Source organism: Gracilibacillus dipsosauri, assembly GCF_003176895.1.
Taxonomy (GTDB): Bacteria; Bacillota; Bacilli; order Bacillales; family Amphibacillaceae; genus Gracilibacillus; species Gracilibacillus dipsosauri.
In genome coordinates, this window is the sequence record NZ_QGTD01000005.1 from 135,406 (window position 1) to 154,439 (window position 19,034).

22 protein-coding genes are annotated in these 19,034 nt (G+C 35.7%); 3 read left to right on the plus strand and 19 right to left on the minus strand.

Translation table 11 applies throughout. From position 1 onward, the window contains the following. Window positions 1–7: 7 nt before the first annotated feature. The 16 genes from DLJ74_RS04755 to DLJ74_RS04830 all read right to left on the minus strand — a co-directional run bounded on the left by DLJ74_RS04755 (window position 8) and on the right by DLJ74_RS04830 (window position 13,987). Window positions 8–2,056, minus strand: a complete 2,049-nt coding sequence (locus DLJ74_RS04755; protein ID WP_109983558.1) for a glycosyltransferase family 2 protein — start codon at window positions 2,054–2,056, stop codon at window positions 8–10. Next, the gene (locus tag DLJ74_RS04760) at window positions 2,040–2,381 is read right to left on the minus strand and encodes a DUF8042 domain-containing protein (protein ID WP_109983559.1); all 342 of its coding nucleotides are present in this window, start codon (window positions 2,379–2,381) and stop codon (window positions 2,040–2,042) included. Before DLJ74_RS04760 ends, DLJ74_RS04755 begins: the two co-directional genes overlap by 17 nt. 50 nt (window positions 2,382–2,431) lie before the next feature. Further along, on the minus strand, window positions 2,432–3,403 hold the full coding sequence (locus DLJ74_RS04765; protein WP_109983560.1) for a flagellin N-terminal helical domain-containing protein: 972 nt from the start codon (window positions 3,401–3,403) through the stop codon (window positions 2,432–2,434). 126 nt (window positions 3,404–3,529) lie between these two features. Further along, on the minus strand, window positions 3,530–3,760 hold the full coding sequence (csrA, locus tag DLJ74_RS04770) for a carbon storage regulator CsrA (protein ID WP_054787088.1): 231 nt from the start codon (window positions 3,758–3,760) through the stop codon (window positions 3,530–3,532). A 1-nt stretch (window position 3,761) separates the two neighbouring features. Then, window positions 3,762–4,208 (minus strand): flagellar assembly protein FliW, encoded by a 447-nt coding sequence (gene fliW / locus DLJ74_RS04775; protein ID WP_054859878.1) that lies wholly within the window; start codon window positions 4,206–4,208, stop codon window positions 3,762–3,764. 12 nt (window positions 4,209–4,220) lie between these two features. Then, window positions 4,221–4,811, minus strand: a complete 591-nt coding sequence (locus tag DLJ74_RS04780) for a DUF6470 family protein (protein ID WP_109983561.1) — start codon at window positions 4,809–4,811, stop codon at window positions 4,221–4,223. A gap of 58 nt (window positions 4,812–4,869) precedes the next feature. After that, a complete protein-coding gene (gene flgL, locus DLJ74_RS04785; protein WP_109983562.1) occupies window positions 4,870–5,790 on the minus strand; it encodes a flagellar hook-associated protein FlgL in 921 nt (306 codons plus the stop codon). Window positions 5,791–5,799: 9 nt separating this feature from the next. After that, entirely contained in the window at window positions 5,800–7,476 is a 1,677-nt protein-coding gene (gene flgK, locus DLJ74_RS04790) for a flagellar hook-associated protein FlgK (RefSeq protein WP_109983563.1), read from the minus strand. A gap of 15 nt (window positions 7,477–7,491) precedes the next feature. Further along, a complete protein-coding gene (locus DLJ74_RS04795; protein ID WP_109983842.1) occupies window positions 7,492–7,983 on the minus strand; it encodes a flagellar protein FlgN in 492 nt (163 codons plus the stop codon). A gap of 26 nt (window positions 7,984–8,009) precedes the next feature. Continuing rightward, complete coding sequence (flgM, locus tag DLJ74_RS04800; protein WP_054859875.1) at window positions 8,010–8,258, minus strand: flagellar biosynthesis anti-sigma factor FlgM; 249 nt, start codon at window positions 8,256–8,258, stop codon at window positions 8,010–8,012. Between the two features lie 133 nt (window positions 8,259–8,391). Further along, window positions 8,392–8,802, minus strand: a complete 411-nt coding sequence (locus DLJ74_RS04805; RefSeq protein ID WP_109983843.1) for a TIGR03826 family flagellar region protein — start codon at window positions 8,800–8,802, stop codon at window positions 8,392–8,394. Window positions 8,803–8,823: 21 nt separating this feature from the next. Continuing rightward, on the minus strand, window positions 8,824–9,522 hold the full coding sequence (locus tag DLJ74_RS04810; protein WP_109983564.1) for a ComFC family protein: 699 nt from the start codon (window positions 9,520–9,522) through the stop codon (window positions 8,824–8,826). Further along, on the minus strand, window positions 9,519–10,871 hold the full coding sequence (locus tag DLJ74_RS04815) for an ATP-dependent helicase ComFA (RefSeq protein ID WP_109983565.1): 1,353 nt from the start codon (window positions 10,869–10,871) through the stop codon (window positions 9,519–9,521). The genes DLJ74_RS04810 and DLJ74_RS04815 overlap by 4 nt, the downstream gene beginning before the upstream one ends. Before the next feature lie 132 nt (window positions 10,872–11,003). Continuing rightward, window positions 11,004–11,846 (minus strand): DegV family protein, encoded by an 843-nt coding sequence (locus tag DLJ74_RS04820; protein ID WP_109983844.1) that lies wholly within the window; start codon window positions 11,844–11,846, stop codon window positions 11,004–11,006. Between the two features lie 207 nt (window positions 11,847–12,053). Continuing rightward, window positions 12,054–12,755 carry a response regulator transcription factor gene (locus DLJ74_RS04825; protein WP_109983566.1) on the minus strand — a complete coding sequence of 234 codons (702 nt, stop codon included), beginning with the start codon at window positions 12,753–12,755 and terminating at the stop codon, window positions 12,054–12,056. A 101-nt stretch (window positions 12,756–12,856) separates the two neighbouring features. Then, on the minus strand, window positions 12,857–13,987 hold the full coding sequence (locus DLJ74_RS04830; RefSeq protein WP_109983845.1) for a sensor histidine kinase: 1,131 nt from the start codon (window positions 13,985–13,987) through the stop codon (window positions 12,857–12,859). Between the two features lie 141 nt (window positions 13,988–14,128). On the opposite strand from DLJ74_RS04830, the gene DLJ74_RS04835 reads away from it, so the two are divergent. After that, a complete protein-coding gene (locus DLJ74_RS04835) occupies window positions 14,129–14,779 on the plus strand; it encodes a YigZ family protein (protein WP_054859870.1) in 651 nt (216 codons plus the stop codon). A gap of 73 nt (window positions 14,780–14,852) precedes the next feature. Here the strand turns inward: DLJ74_RS04835 and DLJ74_RS20365 are convergent, their stop codons facing one another. From DLJ74_RS20365 to DLJ74_RS04845, 3 genes are all read right to left on the minus strand, one after another. Further along, on the minus strand, window positions 14,853–14,996 hold the full coding sequence (locus DLJ74_RS20365; protein WP_181397431.1) for a hypothetical protein: 144 nt from the start codon (window positions 14,994–14,996) through the stop codon (window positions 14,853–14,855). A 40-nt stretch (window positions 14,997–15,036) separates the two neighbouring features. Beyond that, entirely contained in the window at window positions 15,037–15,531 is a 495-nt protein-coding gene (locus tag DLJ74_RS04840) for a VanZ family protein (protein WP_109983567.1), read from the minus strand. A gap of 179 nt (window positions 15,532–15,710) precedes the next feature. Beyond that, window positions 15,711–16,040 (minus strand): helix-turn-helix domain-containing protein, encoded by a 330-nt coding sequence (locus DLJ74_RS04845; RefSeq protein WP_054859869.1) that lies wholly within the window; start codon window positions 16,038–16,040, stop codon window positions 15,711–15,713. A gap of 290 nt (window positions 16,041–16,330) precedes the next feature. Between DLJ74_RS04845 and DLJ74_RS04850 the strand changes: the two genes are divergently transcribed. Next, window positions 16,331–16,918: a class D sortase gene (locus DLJ74_RS04850; protein WP_109983568.1), complete on the plus strand. Its 588-nt coding sequence runs from the start codon at window positions 16,331–16,333 to the stop codon at window positions 16,916–16,918. Window positions 16,919–16,983: 65 nt separating this feature from the next. Further along, window positions 16,984–19,002 carry a penicillin-binding transpeptidase domain-containing protein gene (locus DLJ74_RS04855; protein WP_109983846.1) on the plus strand — a complete coding sequence of 673 codons (2,019 nt, stop codon included), beginning with the start codon at window positions 16,984–16,986 and terminating at the stop codon, window positions 19,000–19,002. Window positions 19,003–19,034: the final 32 nt, after the last annotated feature.

Below are 19,034 nucleotides of genomic sequence, written 5' to 3' on the forward strand. Positions count from 1 at the left end.
ATGCAATTTAAATACAATTTTCGATTTGTTCTAAAATAAATTGATGCTGCTTCTCGTTAATTGACTTTAACAATGCTTCCTCATACATTTCTATTGCATCATCCATTTTATTTTGCTTTTTAAAGATATCACCGAATTCAATATAAGTATTAATAAATAGTACATCATAAAATTTAGAGAGTGACTTAAATGTTGTTACTGTTTCTTTTAAATACTTTAGGCTTGCTTTAATATTTTGTTTTGCTATGGCATCATCCATTATTAGTAATAAACAAAACAATTTATGCTCTGCGTCATTTATGGTTTGATAATACAATTTCAATTTATCTTTATTATAAATAATTCGAACAGCATTTTTTCCACTCTTTATATATCTTTCAAATAAATCAATAAATTCATCGGTTATATTTCGTTTTTCAATAGTAGCCTCTTGATTCTCAGCGATTAACAAAGGTAAAACAATACTGTAATATATTCTGTTATTATTATAATCATTGTCTCGAATTGGTTTTATATTATTTAAATAATTGATGATCAACCATTTTGAATCTGCAGCACTATTTAACACAAAATTCATCATTTTTTGAATGGAGTTACTATCGAAATTTTTAAAATATCTAAACAAAGAAATATTATTTTTTAGACAAAGAGTAATGATTTCGCAATAAAAAATAGGTAATTCTATTAAGTTATGTTTATTTATTAAATCATTTGCGATATTTTTGATTACTTCTGGATCGCTACTATTTCTTGCATTATTTAATAAACTATATGGTGATGAAAGATGAGAAAGAGAAATTTCTAAATCAGTTTTTTCGTCATCACTTAATCTGCTCTTGTGGTCTTCGATTAAATATTCCAACTCCTGTTGACTAGATTCATTAAGACTATCATAGTGTTCACATAGATCTTCGAGTTTTCTAGCGGCTAAATATATCTTTCCTAATGCTTTGTTTCTAATGGAAGAATCATCTACTTCATTAAGTAGCTTCTTAGCAGTTTCGAATTCTTCTTGTTCAATCATTATGTACACCATATCTTGAACTACACTGTCTTTGGACTTTTCATCTATATACTTAATCTCTAAGGATAAATCTTTTAAACAACCTAAGTCATTGCCTTGTTTATATAATTTTAAATAGTTACGGTATGCGTTTAACGCCTCATTGTTCATTTTTTTATTATATTTCGCTTTTCCTAACAAGAAATACAAATCGATATAATCTTTTCTATATCCTATGCCTTCCTCGGCAATTTCAATCACTTTATCGAATTGCTTTAAGTGTAAAGCAACTCTTGCATACACATTATAAATATAAGATTGAGACCTATTTGTTTGTTTTTTTTGCATGACATTATAGGCAACTTCGATTTGATTCAATCCATCTTCATAATCACCATGCATTATATATGACTTAGCTAATTGATACTGATAATATACATTATTTGGATCCTTCTCTAACTCAGATTTTAAGAGCGTTGCCGTTCTCCTGAATTTCTTTTCCATCAGTACCTTATCATCGTTAAAATAGCCATAATGATTTAAAAGTATTTCGGTTTCTAGAGTGGGTTGTTTGAAGACCGGCTGATTATGGACAACTCCGTCATATCTGAAATCCTCATCATATCTAAATATCCTTAATGCTGGGAATATAGATTGCTCTGTACCAGATTTAGTTAAAAAGTTTTTAATTAACAAAGAAATAGCATTAAACTCTTTCATTTTCTTACTATTCAGTAGGTCCATTAGTTCAAATGGATCTACTAATTCTTCATCTGCGTCCAATATAAATATCCATTCACCAGTCGCATAGGATATAGTGATATTTCTCATTTCAGAAAAATTATCATTCCATTTATGGAAATATAATTTGGTTGTATAGTTTTTAATAATATCCACAGAGTTATCTTCAGATCCTGTATCAACAACAATTAATTCAACATCTTCACGATCAATAAGTGGCTTAATAGACTCAAAACAGCGTTCTAAGTTCTTTTCCTCATCTTTAACCATCATACAAATACTTAATTTCTTTACTCTATCCAACTTCCCCATTAGTAAAATGCTCCCTTATGTCTTCTAATAATGGTAATAATTCATATAATAAAAGCTCTGAAATTAACAGATAATCTTCCTCTTCGAGTTCATTTAAAATAAGTTGTAATTTATCTTGCAATTCTTCTATAACATCAATATCAAATAGTTCCTTGTAAAGGTCTACAGCCTCAATAAAAGGTGAAAAGTCTTCAATTAAAAAAGACAAACGTTCACTCGCCTTATTTATTTCATTATTTGCATACATTGTGGCAATCTCATTTGCTCGCTTAATTAAATTATTATTTAGTTCAACAATAGTTGAAATTAATTCATTATTTTCCATAAACTACCCCTTTATATTTAGAAAAGCCGACGATAGTCGGCTTTTAAATATTATCCTAATAATTGTAATACTGATTGTGGTTGTTGATTCGCTTGAGCTAACATTGATTGAGATGCTTGAGAAAGAATGTTTGCACGAGTCATCTCCATCATTTCTTTTGCCATATCTACATCGCGAATACGTGATTCAGCTGCAGATAAGTTCTCAGAAGAGTTATCTAAGTTAGAAATGGTATGCTCTAAACGGTTTTGGAATGCACCAAGATTTGAACGTTGAGCAGATACAGTTTCAATAGCATCATTGATTACTTCAATCGATGCAGAAGCTTTTTCATGATCAGCTACAGATAGAGCACTTGTACTACCAGTAGTTCCATCTTCTAATAGAACACCAGCCTCATCTGCATAAACTGCGTTAGTAACTGCAGAATAATCAGATCCAGTTCCAGCTCCCATTAGTGTAGATACAGATGAACCTAATGCATGTGAAGAACCAGCTGTACCTGTAAGTCCTAGTGCTTCTGCTCCCATATTTTGAATTGAAATAGTCATGCTTTGACCATTATTCGCACCAACTTGGAATGTTGCAGAGAAACCAGTTGTAGTATCATCATTCAACATCTTTTGAGTGTTAAACTCAGTAGTTTCACTGATACGGTTGATTTCTGTAGTTAATTCGTTAATTTCTTTTTGGATTTCGTTACGATCCACACCTACGTTTGTATCGTTGGCAGCTTGTGTAGCTAGCTCACGCATACGTTGAAGGATATTTTGAGTTTCTTGAAGAGCACCTTCAGCAGTTTGGATCATAGAGATACCGTCTTGAGAGTTACGGCTTGCTTGATCTAAACCTTTGATTTGAGCACGCATTTTTTCAGAGATTGCAAGACCTGCTGCGTCATCTCCAGCACGGTTGATACGTAGACCTGAAGAAAGCTTCTCCATTGAGTTTTGCATTGCGCCTTGGTTGATTCCTAGTTGGCGATAAGTATTCATCGCTGGAATATTAGTATTGATAATCATAAATAAATTTCCTCCTTGAAAGTTATGTTTTCCCACATCCTTGTGGAGTTACCGACTAATGTGATTGCGGCCGTCAACCACATCAACCAGCTTCTAATAGTATTATCGGCTCATGTATCGTGATGTTTAATTATTTTTATTATTTTTTTTCAATAAATCAATGATACTGTCTGAAAGATTCGCTGCATCACTATTCTCCGCTTGAATCGACTCATAAACCTCTTGTCGATGGATATCGACATCTCTTGGGGCTGAAATACCTATTTTCACTTGTTCTCCATCAACCTCGAGTATCTTGATCTCGATATCTTCACCAATTTTTATTGCTTCATTAGACTTTCTTGTTAAAACTAACATACTACGCCTCCTTCGTGTTGGAGGATTGCTGGAAGATCGCTTCCCTCGTGGTATATTTTGAATGCATGGTAACTAATTGTTTGGCTTGTTTGTTTGATTGATTAATAATCACTGGTGCTTGAAGATTGGCTGTGCTGGTAGTTAAAGGTTCCCTCACTGTTACAATAGATAATGCTCTTACTTCCTCCTTCTTTTCGATAGAAAGCTGATTTATCGTAGCATCATCTAATTTAAACTGATAGTCTTCCACAAACAAAAACGGATCGATCACCACAAATGCAGGGTTTTGTTGATGAATAGATTGCAATACTTGAAATAAACCACTTTCTTCAAAATTCAATAACACAAAATCTTTTTCATCTAAAAAGCCTGGTATTCCTTGTGGAAAACGAATAATGTCCTCTTCTTTTATTTCTACCACACCAAAATATTTCGTTTCGATTCTCATATGTCACCTCTTTTATAGATCCATTTCAAAATGATTGCCTACAAATTTCATATTAGTAAAATCAATTTCCAGCCAGTTTTTTTGTTTTAAATAGACCTCTACTCCTCCTGGTTGATACTGAAATTGATTTTTCGTTTGTTCTGTACGTATAATAGGCTCGTTTGCCTTTGCTTTAATATCCACCCTAGCTGGTTGGTAATCAAACTTCACACCATCCAAGGAGGGGATCCAGCCAATATTAAACTGCTTCATCGGTCTTTCCCCGTTTTGTTTCGCTATTTGTGCAATACGATTACCACCATTTTCGATTTTCATTAATTGATCACCTTGATGGCGACGTTTTTTTGAGCCTTGTATAGCGGTTTGCATGGCTTCTTGTGCCATTTTTTTCACAGATTGCTCAACAGGTATTATACCAACATCTGCTAACGCTTTTGATTGGTCTATCGTTAACTTACCTGGTTCCACATTAATTTGGAGCTCTGCTTCTGGCTGTTTAATTGTTTGTTTAGCAGGTCCTGAATCAATGCTAAGCTTTGCATTTTTAATATTCAGTCCAATCATGGCATTCTGTGACTGAATGCTTATTTGAGGTAATTGCATGATCATTTCTCCTTTTGCGAAAAAGCCTCACCTTAGAATGTAAGGTAAGGCTTTTTAATCAGCGTAAAAAGTCAAGTAAAGTAGGCTGGATCACTCTCGCTCCTGCGCTTAGTGCTGCACGATGGACTGCTTCTTGTGATGTTAAATTCAAAATGACTTCTTCTAAGTCTGCATTTTCATTTTTTGACATCATATCCGTTGCGGTCACTTGTTGTTCTAATACCCGATTTTCGATTAAATCAATTCGATTTTGTCGAGCTCCAAGGTCTGCTCGAGCATTGACGTTATTATCTATATGTCCATCAATTTTTTCTATAAATTGGGCAATTTCCTCATCTGATGCATTATCATCATCTAAAGTATTTGCGAAATCAGTTAGGTCTTTGAATAGGTCTTCTGTAAATACTTCATTCCCTTTTGTATTTACTTGGATTTTTGACCCGGTAGAAACTTCAATATTTACTGCATCTTGATTGCCATAAAATTGAAAGAAATCTGGATTTGCTGCTGAAGTATCCTCTCCATCTAATACATATGGTTTGTCTCCACCATTACCAGTTGTTGCGGTTCCACTGAAAATATACTTATTATTTACTTTCGTGTTAGCAATCTCTAGAATATGCTCTTTTAGTTGTCTCACCTCAGAAGCCATATTGCCTCGCTGGCCTTCTTCATAAGTACCATTTGCCCCTTGAACAGCTAGCTCCCGTAAACGTTCAAGCCCCTTTTGTACTTTTTCAAGCGCTGAATCTGTATTATCCATCCAGTTATGTACTTCCCCAATATTTCGTTCATATTGCTCTAATTGATTCACCTGTGTGCGATAATTCATCCCTTTCATCGCAATCACTGGATCATCAGATGGTCGATTTATCTTCTTTCCTGTAGATAATTGCTCCATATATTTACCTAAGCTATTATAGCTGTTACTCAAATTACGCAGCATATTGTTCGTTAACATACTTTGTGTGACTCTCATTTACTCTACTTACCTCCCTACTAATCCCATATTGTTAATAATTCGATCTAACATCTCATCAACCACCGTCATGTTACGTGCAGCAGCATTATAAGCATGTTGGAATTGAATGAGATTTGTCATTTCTTCATCCAGTGAAACCGTACTAATAGACTGTCTTGTTTCTACTACCTGTTTACGGAGAATTTCCGAGTTTCCTTGCATGCGAATGGATTCTTCTGCCTTTACTCCCATTTCACCAATGATTGATTCAAAATAGCTCTTGATAGAAGCTTTCTCATCTAATGTTGGAACAAAATCCGGTGCTGTATTGTTAGAAGTAATGTATTGTTCTACTCGTTTTGTATAAACATCAGCAAGTGAGATAGCATTTTCACCGTCTCCTGATGCTCCATCACTACTAGCTGCTATTAAATCTGTATCATTTTTAATTGCCTCTGCAACATCAATGGTATCGGCTGTGCTTCCTACGAAAAAGTCAATCCCCTGATCTCCTAAGCCATCCCCATCTGAATCTACTAAGGAGTAACCATTTTTATGTACTGCATTGAATTCATTGACAAAATGCTCAACCATTACATCTAATTCATCTAGCATTTCGTTATATTCACCGGCAGGTACATTCGTTCCGGTACCATCATAATTAAAATCTTGTAAATAACCTGCTCCATCTACTATTGCATTCAATTTACCCTGGACTTCATAATTCTCCCCATAAATAAAAACTTCTTGGTCATAATTAGCAACAAGTGCCTCTATTTGTTCTTCAGAGGTCAGATCTCGATCTGGTTGCGCAAAAAACATAGCTTGTACATTATTTTGATTATCAAAATCAACAAATACGTGGTTAACTGCCTCATCACTACCAGCAATAATGTCTACACTACCATTTACTAAGGTAATTGGGTCTGATCCATTGTTTTCTACACTAGTATTCTCTGTATTAAGAGTTATTGTTACAATCCCTTCCGCTATCGGACTAGGTTGTCCAGTACTCTCACGATAACTCACATTTATATCTACATATTCCGATAATTCATCAATCAAACTATCCCGTTGATCATATAAATCATTTGGAACATAACCGTGTGGCTCTATTTTTGCAATCTGACCATTAAGCTGATTAATTTGATCAATTATAGAATTAACATCTGTCTCTCCAACCCCAATTTCATTTTTTAAATTGGCTCGGACATCTTGTAAGGAGGAATGAACATACTGAAAGGATTCTGCTAATGCTATTGCTCTTTCTTTTACCACGGAACGAGCACCTGAATCCTCTGGGTTAACGGATAAATCTTGTAATGCTTGCCAAAACTGATCCATTGTATGAGACAATCCTGCTTCCGATGGTTCATTAAGAATAGTCTCCATCTTGGACATGATATCTGCTTTAGACGTATAATACCCTACCTTCGCATTCTCCTGACGATATTGCTTATCAATAAAACTATCTCTTATTCTCTCAATAGATCCTGCTTCCACACCTGTTCCAATCTGCCCCGGAATTTGTGGGCGATTCCTAGACGCTGGCGGGAATGGTGTTGTAGCATTAAAATTCACCCGTTGCCTCGTATATCCTGCTGTATTAGCATTTGCTATGTTATGACCTGTTGTATATAAGGCGGTTTGCTGTGCATGTAAAGCACGTTTTGCTACCTCTAATCCACCAAAGCTTCCTAACATTTTTTCTCCTCCTCATTATGCCTTTGAATCAAATACGGACCTTTTCGACAAGGAATCCTGTGAAGTTTTCCCATTCCCATAGTTCAAATTTTTAAGGGATGGCTGCACCATATCCAAGGACAAACGAACAAATTGAAGTGATTGTTCCGTCAATTGTTTATTTAGATCCTCTTGTCTTCTTAGATCTAACAGTAATTCTGCTAGCCTTAAGGTTACCGCTTCAAGAGCAGTTCTTTCTTCTCCTTCTGCGTATTCCTCAATAATAGTGGAGACTGAAGTATTCTGATCAAGCTGATTTGAATTAGCCCAGATCTCCACCATTTCATTACGCTTCTGTTCCATTTGATTAATCGCCTGGACATGCTTTTGCTCTTGATTCAATAAGCGTTGTAATCCCTCTATATTGCCTTCCTTCAGCACTTCTGTTTTTTGTTTTGAAACGTGAAGTAGACTTTCATGTAACTGAATCATTTTCTCTAACTGTTGCGTTATTTTCCGAACTGACATGTAAGTGTCTGCTCCTTTTAGCTTAATTATTTCCAAAAATTCAAGATTTTCCTTGCTGTTTCTTTTACATTTACTTTATATTCGCCTGTTTCGATTTGCTGCTGAATTTCCTTCACATAGGCTTGGCGACTATCCTTTGCTTGCATTTCTTTTGCTTTATTAGAAATTTGTAATTGGTCTTCCTGACGTGTAGTGGATTTATGGGATGTTTGTTTTTTCTGTATCTGTTGTTGATATGGATTAACATTCGTATGGTTTGGTCCGTTCACTTTCATGACCACTCACCTCTTTCCTAACTATTGCGTATCCTATATTCTATATCATGTATATCGACAACTCAGCCAAAAAGTTAAATATATTTTTAGTATAACTAGGTTGAGCGACAATGAGAAGTAATTTTTAAGAACGCTAGTCTTTCGTAAAATATGTTCGAATTTTCTTTTCGTCTTCTTCATTTCGTTGCTTTATTTGATCTATCTCATGATGTTTTTTTAAATCATATTTTATGTCATTCTTACATTTATCACATAGTACCCCAGATGACACGGGCTCACCACATCGTTCACAAGAAGTATACAAATTAGGAAACTGAGATCGCCGTAAACGTTTATCCTTCACGAATTGTAGAATAATTTCATGTTCGACTTCTGTTGCTTCTGAAATCTCTGTTATTGTTGCTTGTCTATTTTTTCTTATTCGTAAAAACTGAACTACCCTTTCATATTTTTTCTCTTCTTCCTTCATACAATCTGGACAGATCGATCTGTTTATCTTCGCAAAAACTTTATCACAATATTCGCAATTTGCCAGTTCAGCCATCATGGGCTACCTCCCTTTTATCTATCGAATTAACGTAAAACTATATACATGTGGGCAACCAGCTAATTTCAATGTTTTGGCTGCATGATAGATTGTAGTACCTGTTGTATAAATATCATCGACAATAACAGCGGTTTTGTTTAGGCCTGTTTCTAGATAAAATGGATTGTTAGATTCTAAACGAGCTCTTTTAGATTTTTTGGATTGTTTTTCTGTTTTTGTTGGATCCCTTTTTAAAATCGATGGAATAATAGATTTCTTTGATATAATCTTTGCAATAGCTTCTGATTGATTGAAGGCACGCTCATATAACCTCTCTTCTGTTAGTGGTATTGGTATCATAACAAAATTTGAATCTAATTTTGAAAAATGTTGATCAAATACTTCGAGAATATATGGTTTGAATATTTCAATTAAATGGTAATCACCTCTGTATTTCCATTGTGAGATAATTTCTTTCATGAAGGAGTTATACTGGAAAACTGCACGGTTTTTCTCTAGTACTTCTTTACACTCCCCACGCGTTTCCCACCTTATGCAATCCGAGCATAGCCCTTGTTGCTTCATTTGTCGACCACATTTTTCGCATATGTCTCCTTCTATCTGTTCTATCTTTTTTTGGCATTCTTCACATAGGTTGCTAGCTTTATTAGGAAAAAGAAAATTGGACCATGTCACCTCTGTTTGAATAAAGGACTGACAAATTAAACAGTAGCTCATAACGCTTTTCCTTTCTGGTTCATTCGTTTTATTTGCTTGACCGCTTGAATCATAGCTTCTGTCTTACCTTGATGAATCAACAATACATCTCCTGTTGGATCTTTTGGGCTTCTGCCAGCGCGTCCAGCAATTTGAACGATTGCTGCTTCATCAAAAACGTCGTGACCAGCATCGATCATAACCACGTCAATGGAAGGAAAGGTGACGCCTCGTTCTAAAATCGTTGTTGTTATTAATACATTTATTTTCCCTTCACGGTATGCTGTAATTTTCTCTTTTCGTTTTGGATCATCGGCATGAACGGTAGCAAGGTCCAGACCTTTTTCCTCTAGTAATTTCGCAAAAGGAGTTAGCAGCTGTATCGTTGGAACAAATAGTAACCATTGTCGCTTCGGATCATGGCTATCTAGAAACGCTTCTAAACTATGAAGCATTTTATTTTGAGAGATTTTTCGCTTGAGACCTAACTCAAGCCTTAAACGTGGAACAGGTAGTGGATAGCCATGAAAACGAATCGGGACAAAGATAGCTTTTAATTTGTTCGATTCAATCAATCGTTTTTGTTTTGGACGAGGCGTTGCGGTGAGATAAATTTTAGTGGCATATTTTTTGGCAGATCTTACTGCAAACTGATGTAGTAATGGATCATGATGAAATGGAAAGGCATCGAGTTCATCAATGATAAGTAAATCAAATGCATTCTGATAACGGATTAACTGATGGGTAGTTGCGATAATAAGCTGCCCAACACCTGTTCTAACCCCTGTTCCGCCATATAATGCCTCCATTTCTGTATTTGGAAACACCTCTTTTAGACGGGGGTATAATTCTTGGACAACATCTGCTCTTGGTGTAGCAAGACAAATCCTTTTATTATGTCTAATCGCTTCTGTAATTGCTGGATAAAGCATTTCTGTTTTACCTGCACCGCAAACTGCCCAAATCAGTAGCTCTTGCTTCGGTTTACTAGTAGCATGAAGGATAGCATTTGCTGCTAACTGCTGATGCTTAGTTAGAGTACCATCCCAGTAGCATGGATTTTTTTGCTGTGGCCAGACGATATCAGGTCCCGTCCAAAGGAATAGTTCTTCACAAAAAAGTACTCTACCAGTTTGGATACAATTTCGGCAATATACATGGGTGGTTTGGCAACGAGAGCATGGGATTTTACCAAAGTGATGTAGGGTAGTGGTGTGACATCTATTACATTTATATTGATGAAATTTTCTCGTGATTGCTGGAATTGATTGAAGGTAACCAAGTTCTATTAGATGGTGAAATTGGTCATTGTGGATATTAATTTCTTCACGAAGTAAAATTTTCCCTGCTAAATAATGACTTTCTTTCATACAAACCTCCTATTCTACCATTTTGTTCGTCATCAATAGAAGGAGTTGCAAACTAAAACCTAAGGTAATGTCTGCATGACCAACCTCCTCCTCTGATGAAAGTCTCGCTTTATTTCAATACAGAAAAATTGCTTATTTTTTGTACCATCCTATCCCTAAAGACCCTTCTCCCAAATGTGTCCCGATTACCGGACCAAAATAGCTAAGTTCGAAGTCGACATGAGGATATTTTTCCATTAACTGTTGCATGATTTCATTTGCATCTGCTTCTCTGTTAGCATGGATAATGGTTGCTCGAAGCGGTTCTCCACTACTTGCATCCTCATCAAATAACTGAAAAATTCGTTTTAAAGCTTTCTTCTCTGTTCGGATTTTTTCAAATGGAACGATAATCGTATCTTCAAAATGTAGAATTGGTTTAATTTGAAGCATACTTCCGATTAGGGCTTGAGCTCCATTCAATCGGCCACCGCGATGTAGATGGGAAAGATCATCCACCATAAAGTAGGCTCTCAAGCTTTTCTTCATTTCATCAAGCCTTTGAAGAATAGTAGGAGCATCCTTTCCTTCTTTAGATAATCTTGCCGCTTCTAAAACGTAAAATCCTTGGGCCATACAACTAATCTCTGAATCAAATGGATAGACCTCTATATTATCTGCCATTGATTGTGCAGTTCTAACCGTTTGATACGTGCCACTAATACCACTAGATAAAGTGATAAAGATAGCTTGGTCATATTCCTTTGATAGTTCACCTAGTTTTTCATTTATCTTACCAATGGATGGTTGGGTTGTTTTGGGTAGCTGTTTAATTGTTTTCACTTTTTCATAGAATTCATCTGTCGTGATATCTACCTCTTCTTGATAGGCCTTATCACCGAACACTACACTTAGTGGCACCATGTGAATATGATTTTTTTCTCTTTGCTGTTCAGGTATATATGCTGTACTATCTGTAATGATTGCAACCTTCATCACATCGTTTCCTTCCTATAATTTATATTGCCTTCTATTTTACCTAATTATGAATGGGATGCATAGTAATATTATATAAATTTCTAAGTGTTCATTCTGCTATGTCCGGTTCTTTTTAGTTAGAAATCTATATATTTTGCTATAATACCCGTTTTTCCTCCCACCAAATAATAAAATCCCCGAACATCTCCGGGGATTTCGCGTAATTTATAAAATTTCAACCCAACCTTTTTTGATCGCGATAACGACAGCTTGGGTTCGATCCTTAACTTTCATTTTTTGCAGGATACTACTCACGTGATTTTTCACGGTTTTTTCACTTATATAGAGGGATTCAGAAATTCCTTTATTGCTTTTCCCTTCAGCTAGTAATTGTAGAACCTGGCATTCCCTTCGAGTAAGTAAATGCAATGGTTTACGATGATCAATTTTCTTTAATTTAGATAATGTATTATCCGAACCATAAAGCGCATCTTCTTCTGCTATTAATCTGCGGTACTCTTGAACTAAGTTATGGGTTACTTTCGGATGGAGGTAAGATCCGCCTTCACTTACAACAGTAATTGCTTCAATTAGGGCATCAGAATCCATTTCTTTCAACAAATAGCCTTGAGCGCCAGATTTTAATGCATGTGTTACATAATTTTCATCATCATGGATGGACAAAATAATGACTTTAACTCCAGGATATTTTTCTAATAATTCTGCAGTAGCTTCGACACCATTAACATCAGGCATGTTAATATCCATCAAGACTACATCAGGCTTGTACTTTTTAACTAGGTCAATGGCAATCGAACCATCATCCCCTTCTGCTAATACGTTAAAGCCTGATTCTAATTCTAGAATTCGCTTGACACCTTCCCTAAATAGTTTGTGATCATCGATTAGTATGATATTTGTTGTCATGTAAAAACCTCCTAGATTTTATTCTATTTTTATCTATGCTTTTAGGAAAACGTTCTTTTTTACTAGCTCAAAGTTATTATACACTGATTCTAAATAATGTGTTAATTTTTAGTTATTGGAATTCGCATCAAAACCTGTGTCCCTTTTCCGAGTTCACTTTTAATTTCTAGTTTGCCACTTAACATTTCAATCCGTTCTTTCATCCCTATAATCCCGAATGATTTTTCATTTTTAAGAGACTGATCAAAGCCTTTTCCATTATCACGTATTAAAACAGTAGCTTGATCCTTCATAATCTCTAGCTTTACATCAATTCTAGGTGCTTCAGCATGCTTTAAAGCATTTTGTATCGATTCTTGTATTAACCGAAAGAGTGCTACTTCATATTGTCCTGCTAATCTTTCCTCCGGTGCTCTGTATGTAAAATAAATCTCTCCATGCTGATCCTCGAGTGTAGCTATATATTTCTTTATCGTCGGAACAAGTCCTAAATCATCTAAAGCCATTGGTCTGAGATCATAAATAATCCTTCTAACCTCATGTAATGAATCACGAATCATAACACGAGTGCTTTTCAGCTCTGACATCGCATTTTCTACATCCCCTTTACGATAAGCACGCTCGACAATGTCGGATCTAAGCAGGATATTCGCAAGCATCTGTGCAGGACCGTCGTGCATTTCTCTTGAAAGTCTACGCCTTTCCTCCTCTTGTGCTTCAATTATCTTCAAGCCAAAAGCTTGTTTTTCTTGGGCATTTTGTAGTATATCTGATATATGTTTGAAATCTTCACTTAAATAATTGAGGATGATCGAGATCTTCCCCATAACATTCTCAGCTCTCGCAACGGTGCCTTCGATGGTTTTCAGGCGTAGCTCGATCTCATCCCTTCTATGACGTAAAGATTTTTCCTTATCACGCTTCATAATGAATTCTGACTGAATTTGATGAGCTACATCATAAGCATTTCGTATCGCATCCTCCGAATAAGTGGCGAAATTTCTACTCACCTCTGAAAGCTTTTTTCGTGCTAAGCTAGACTTACGCTCTAGTTCATTACCTTCTTCGATGGTTTTGGCTACTTGCTTCTTCAAGGTTGCTAGCTCTTTCGTCAGCGCTTCATATTCTTTACGTGATTCTTCAGTGATATCGAAAACATCATCCTTACTATTTTTGACTGTTTCGATCATTTCTTCTATTATAGAATCTAAATCATGCTCCAGGTTCTCCATATTATTCAACTTTCACCACCTAGTCTCATTTACACATTTTCGATATAATTAGTACTTTTTATGGGGGTATAAATAATTTTGTTGTAGTACGATTTTACACATTATTTGTGTGATAATACAAGTTTTTTAGGAGGAAAGACAATGCTCGATCAATATTATACTGTAAAACACGAGGGAGTTGATGAACAAGTCATCCAAAAATCTCGTTTTATCGGTTATGTAAAACGTGTAGAAACCGAAGAAGCTGCTCAGCAATTCATTTCTCAAATAAAGAAAAAACACCATGATGCAACACATAATTGTTCTGCATATATGATTGGAGAACATGACCAACTACAAAAAGCAAATGATGACGGCGAGCCGAGTGGTACAGCTGGTGTACCTATCCTAGAAGTCTTAAAAAAGAGGCAGTTAAAAGACACAGTAGTTGTCATAACTAGGTATTTTGGTGGTATAAAGCTTGGTGCTGGTGGCTTAATTCGTGCATATGCAAGTACCACATCTCTTGCAATCAATTCTACTGGTGTTGTGGAAAGAAGTCTAATGCAAGAAGTAATCCTAACCATTGACTATCCATTACTTGGAAAAGTCGAAAATGAACTACAACAATCCTCTTTCATTTTAGACAAGATAGAATACTTAGCACAGGTAACACTACATGTTTATGTAAAAAAAGATGAAACAAACAAATTTAAGGATTGGCTGATAAATCTTACTAATAGTCAAGTTATCTTAACAGACGGTGACGTGAAATATATCGAGGTTGATCTACCTATTACTAATGACCTTTAATCACATTTCCCTGGGAATAATTTTTTAAAAGAGTGTGGCAAATCTATAATTCTAGTTGCACACTCTTTTATTTTTACTTTTTTAATGTAATCACATTAGATTGTTTGATTTCATCTGATAGTTTTTTTATAAAATCAGAAGAATTTTCAATTTGATCACGCTCTGTTTCATCTAACATTTTTTGTAGGATAGATTTGTAAATTTCCTGTTCGGACAAACTCTCAACCCCTTTTTCGTACCCTCTAGTATATAATATGTTAGTGCATGATTTTTGTTCGATGCTGAATGATACGAAGAATAGAAATAATAAGCACAGCGATGATTGCACCAATCCCATCCAAAAAGATATCCCCTATATATGGGGTGCGATTTGGTGTCCAACCTTGATGCCATTCATCGAAAATAGCGTACAATATCGTGGAAAAAAATGCAAATAAAACTGCCATTCTACTACTAGCTATCGTTCTCGTAAATGCATAGTATAGCAATAGACAAAGAATTAGAAACACCGTAACATGTGCTCCTTTTCGAATAAAGAATTCGATGAATCCTCCGATCCCAAGAGATGCGATGCTTACTTCTGATTGATGATATACAAAGGAAACATGATCAAATATCGGTTCCAAAAAGGTTAGATCCAAATATTTTGCTAATGTTGGCTTTAAATCTTGGTCTTCGTAGGGCTGTGAAGATGAATAAAAGATAACCCCCATCCAAAGTAATGCTGGTATATAATAGGTATACTTTTTCATCTGCCTCTCCTTTACTTACGAATAAATTATCCCCTATGCCGACTCTACTATATCATTGGCAATTACCTATTTTATTTCGGGGGTATTTTGATAGATTATACAACATATTATAAAAACAAGAAAGAATGCGCGAAAGAAAAAAAGCCAGTCTCTTGAGTAAGGACTGACTTATTATTAGTTTAATGTGATTGTTTTTTCCATTTATTAAATTCTAAAAAATCTTTAAATTCCTCTTTTGATACACCTGACTTCATGGCTTCTTCCGCTAATTGTAACCATTCATCGTCTAATTGTTGGCGAAGTGTTTCATTATCTGCACTCATTAACAGCTCATTGACAGATACTCCAAGAACCTTTCCTACCTTTTCCATAAATTGAATAGACGGATTGGACTGAATTCCACGTTCAATGGAGCTTAAATATGATTTAGCAACTCCAGCTTGTTCTGCAACCTCTGAAAGAGACATTCTCTTTTCTTTTCGGATTCCTTGTATTTTTTTGCCAATCATAGTGACTCACCTACTTTCTATTTTCCAATATCATTATAGCACAATCTTCCCATTTGTTCTATATAAAGTTACATTTTTTGTCGAAATCATGAATAATATATGAATAAAACGTGTATTTTAGACGAATAATTAGTTCTAAATACCTATTTTGGTTCTTGAAATAGAATGGGTATTTTTACAAGTATAGGCATTAAATAACGAAAATATGATGAATTTTTTTATTTTGCTTTGCGTGCATTTTTCACCATTTACCAGTATAATATGTATAACATATGTAGTGAGGTGTTTCAATGAGGAAATTAGCCTTAATCTTTATCATTGCTGGTTTAGTATTACTAGGAGTTGGGGGCTATCAATATTTCAAGATCCAAGCGGCTGAAAAGCAAGCGGCAACAGAGGCAAAGGAATTCCTAAAGCAACCTTCAGATCAAAAGTCAGCAGAAGATTCTTGGAAGTACTCTTCTGATACCTTTTTCCCTGAAACAGGGCTTGAGGTTGGTTTTTTAAGAATTCCTACACTAGATGCTGAACTTCCTATCGTGGAAGGAACGGATCCTGATGACTTGGAGAAAGGCGTTGGGCATTATAAAGGCTCAGCATATCCATTACAAAATGATCAAATTGTACTGTCTGGACATCGAGACACTGTCTTTCGTAGTCTTGGTGAAGTGAAAATTGGTGATACTTTTGTGATTGAATTACCATATGGTGAATATACATATGAAATGGTAGATTCAAAAATAGTAGATGCAGATGATACAACGATTATAAAGTCTACAGCACCTCGAGAAGAGCTTGTGATTACAACCTGCTATCCATTTTCTTATGTAGGTAATGCACCAGATCGCTACATCATTTATGCAAAACCTGTTTACTAAAAAGCGTATGATCTTATACGCTTTTTCTATTTATCACAACAAATAATGAGGGGGAATAATTTGTGATGAAAAAGTTTTTATTTTTAGGCACTATACTCTTTACAGTATTACTCATCGGTTGCCAAGAAAAAGAGGAAGTGGAGCCAGAGGAACGCTTACAAGAGTATGCTGATCATTGGATGAACCAGGAGTTTGAAAAAATGTATAAGATGGTAGCGGAAACAGAGAAAGAAGATTTTATTGATCGTTACCAAAAGATATATAAAGACTTAGAAATAAACAAAGTGGATGTTTCGTTTGACGTCCCAGATACAGAAGAAAAAGAAAAAAACGACGAAGCAGAAACAGAAGTATTTCCTCTGAAAGTCAGTATGGAGTCTGTTGCAGGACCGATCACTTTCGATACCGAAGTCGAAATGAAAAAGGTCGTTAAAGAGGTGGAAGGTGAAGAAAAAACGGACTGGCTTGTTAATTGGAATCCTGGACTTATTTTTCCTGAAATAAAAGATGGGGGCACAATAGGTTTAGAAACCATTGAGCCTAAAAGAGGAGAAATCTATGACCGAAATCGAGAAGGACTTGCTGTTAATGCAAGTGTCTATGAGTTAGGCGTCGTACCTGAACAGTTCACGGATGATAAGATCAAGAGTGAGAAAGAAACCATTGCTAAAGCATTGGGTATTACTGTAGAAGAAATAGATAATGCTTTAGATGCTAACTGGGTCCAACCTAATTATTTTGTCCCATTAAAGGTTGTTCCTTCTTTAACAGACGAAATAGAAAAGGCGATTAGTTCTGTCCCAACACTAAAAACCCAAACCACCACAGGCAGAATTTATCCATTAGGGGAAGCAGCGGCCCATTTAGTAGGATATATTGCACCAGTTACAGCAGAAAAATTGGAAGATTTAGATGATGCCTCTTATTCAGAGAATGATATGGTTGGTTATCGAGGATTAGAAGAACTATATGAAGAACAACTTCGTGGAGAAGCTGGGGTCAAGATTACCGTTGAAAAAGAAGGGCAAGAGCCTGTTATTCTAGCGGAAAAAGAAGTGAAAAATGGTGAAAATCTAAATTTAACGATAGATATAAAAGCACAAAAGAAAATATTTGAACAAATGGACAATGAACCTGGAACGGCCACTGCTATTGATCCTAAAACAGGAGAGACATTAGCTTTAGTCAGCAGCCCTTCCTTTGATCCAAATGCCTTTATTTATGGATTGAGTAATACCCAATGGACAGAATGGCAGGAAGATCCGAATAACCCATTACTAAATCGATTTGCTTCGACCTTTGCACCTGGTTCCGTTTTTAAACCGATAACTAGTACAGTTGGCTTGGAAAATGGTTCGATTGATCCTAATGAAACATTTGAAATTGACGGTCTCACTTGGCAGAAAGAAGGCTGGGGAAATTATTATATAACAAGGGTTTCTCCATCTAATGGACCTGTTGATTTAGATGATGCACTCGTACGCTCAGATAATATTTATTTTGCTATGCAGGCATTGGATATGGGAGCAGATGCCTTTGTGAAGGGATTAAAAGAGTTCGGATTGGGCGAAGATGTTCCGTTCACTTACCCGATTGAAAAAAGTACGATTTCCTCTGATGGAAATATTACTGAGGAAGTACTTCTAGCAGATTCTAGTTATGGGCAAGGGGAAGTACAAATGAGTGCCCTTCATCTCGCAAGTGCTTTTTCGATATTTCTAAATGATGGAAATATGGTAAAGCCTACTTTATTGTTAGATGAGGCAGATGGCGAAAGCTGGAAGCAAGGATTAATATCTGCTGAGAATTCCTCATTAATAAAAGAATCCATGAGAAGAGTCGTTACTCATGGCACGGGAAAAGCAGCCAACTTAGATAGTATAGAAATTGCTGGGAAAACAGGTACTGCAGAATTGAAACAATCCAAGGATGAAGAAAACGGTCAAGAAAATGGCTGGTTTGTCGGATATCCTACAGACGGAAGTATCCTCATTTCTATGTTTATCGAGCATGTGGAAGATAATAATGGAAGTGGGTATGTAACAGAAAAAGCCGCAAACGTTTTGGCTGAGCTTAAAGAATAGAGTAACGGACATTCCGGAAGTGATCTGGAATG